1 protein-coding gene is annotated in these 1,858 nt (G+C 66.3%); it reads right to left on the bottom strand.

Translation table 11 applies throughout. From position 1 onward, the window contains the following. The coding region (locus ACVWY1_RS26040; RefSeq protein ID WP_457378949.1) for a condensation domain-containing protein at positions 1-1,858 on the bottom strand (1,858 nt) is incomplete at both ends.

Consider the following 1,858-nt stretch of genomic DNA (forward strand, 5'->3'; position numbering starts at 1 on the left):
TGGCCTTGAGTCAGCAGCAACTGAATGCCGCTGTCTTCCATCATGTAGCTCAGGCGGTCCTGCGGGTATTCCGGGTCCAGCGGCACATAGGCGCCCCCGGCCTTGAGGATCGCCAGCAGGCCGACGATCATCTCGAAACCGCGCTCCACGGCGATGCCTACCAGCACATCAGGCCCCACGCCCTGCGCGCGCAGCTTGTGTGCCAGGCGGCTGGCACGGCGGTTGAGCTGGTCGTAGCTCAGCGCCTGCCCGGCAAAGGTCACGGCGATCGCTTCAGGCGTACGCGCCGCCTGCTGCTCGATCAGCGCGTGAGCGCACTCGGTGCTTGGGTAACGCTGTACATTCGCTTGCCACTCCTCCAACTCGAGCGCATCGAGCAATGGCAACTGCGCCACGCGTTGGGCGCTGTCCTGGCAGATGCCCTGCAACAAATTGCGCCAGTACCTACCCAGACGCTCGGCAGTGGCCGGATCGAACAATGCAGTGGCGTAGGTCAGGATGGCGTTCAACCCCGCGTCGTGCTCGACCGTGTTCAGGACCAGGTCGAACTGGGTGCTGCGATCTTCCCAACCCAGCCCCTCGATCCGCAGCCCGGCCAGTTCCTGGGCCATGCCGGAGTTTTCCGCCTTGTGGTTGAACAGCACCTGGAACAGTGGGCTGTGGCTCAGGCTGCGTTCGGGCTGCAGCGCCTCGACCAGTTGCTCGAACGGCAGGTCCTGGTGCGCCTGGGCCTGCACGGCGGTGTGCCGGACCTGTTGCAGCAATCCGGCGAAGGTGGTCTGCGGCGCGAACTCAGCCTTGAGCACCTGGGTGTTGACGAAGAAGCCGATCAGGCCTTCGGTCTCGGCACGGTTGCGGTTGGCGACCGGGACGCCGACGCGCACCTGCGATTGACCACTGAGGCGGTGCAGCAGCACCTGGAACGAGGCCAGCAACAGCATGAACAGGGTCACGCCCTGTTGCCGTGCGGTGGCTTTCAGCGCCTCGGCAAGCTCCGGCTCCAGGTGGATATCCAGGCGTGCCCCGGCATGACTCAGCTGCAACGGGCGTGGGCGGTCGGCAGGCAACTCCAGCACCGGTTGCTCGTCGCCCAGTTGCTGGCACCAGTAGTCGAGCTGGCGCGCCTGCTCGCCCGCCGCCATCCACTGGCGCTGCCAGGCGGCATAATCGGCGTACTGGAACGCCAGGGCCGGCAGCTGCGCCTCGGCGCCCTGACGGTAACCGGCATACAGACGCACCACTTCATCGACCATGATCGGCATCGACCAACCATCGGCGACGATATGGTGCAGGGTCAGTACCAGCACATGCTCGTCGGCGGCCAGGCGCAGCAGGCGGGCGCGCAGCAACGGGCCGTGCTCCAGGTCGAACGGCTGCGCGGTCTCCTGCGCAACTCGCGCCTGCAGCGCCTCGCTTGCCACCGTCTCGACCGGCAGGTCGAAGTCACCTGCGGCATGGATGCGTTGCCAGGCCTGTTCACCTTCCTGATGGAAGGTAGTACGCAGGGTCTCATGGCGGGCGATCAGCGCGGCGAAGCTGCTGCGCAGTGCCTCAATGTCCAGCTCGCCCTTCAGGCGCAGGGCCGAAGGGATGTTGTAGGCGGCGCTGGCCGGTTCCAGCTGCCAGAGGAACCACTGGCGTTGCTGGGCGTAGGACAAGGCCAGCGGCTGGTTGCGGTCAACGACACTGAAAGCTGGTGCCTGGCTGGCCGCGCCTTGGCCGGCGGCCTGGGCGAAGGCTTGCAGGTCGGCGGATTCGAACAAGCTGCGCAGCGGGACTTCCAGGTCCAGGCGCTGGCGGATGCGCGAGGTGACCTGGGTAGCCAGCAACGAGTGGCCGCCGAGCTCGAAGAAGTTGT

It is taken from the genome of Pseudomonas sp. TE6288 (assembly GCF_054062095.1).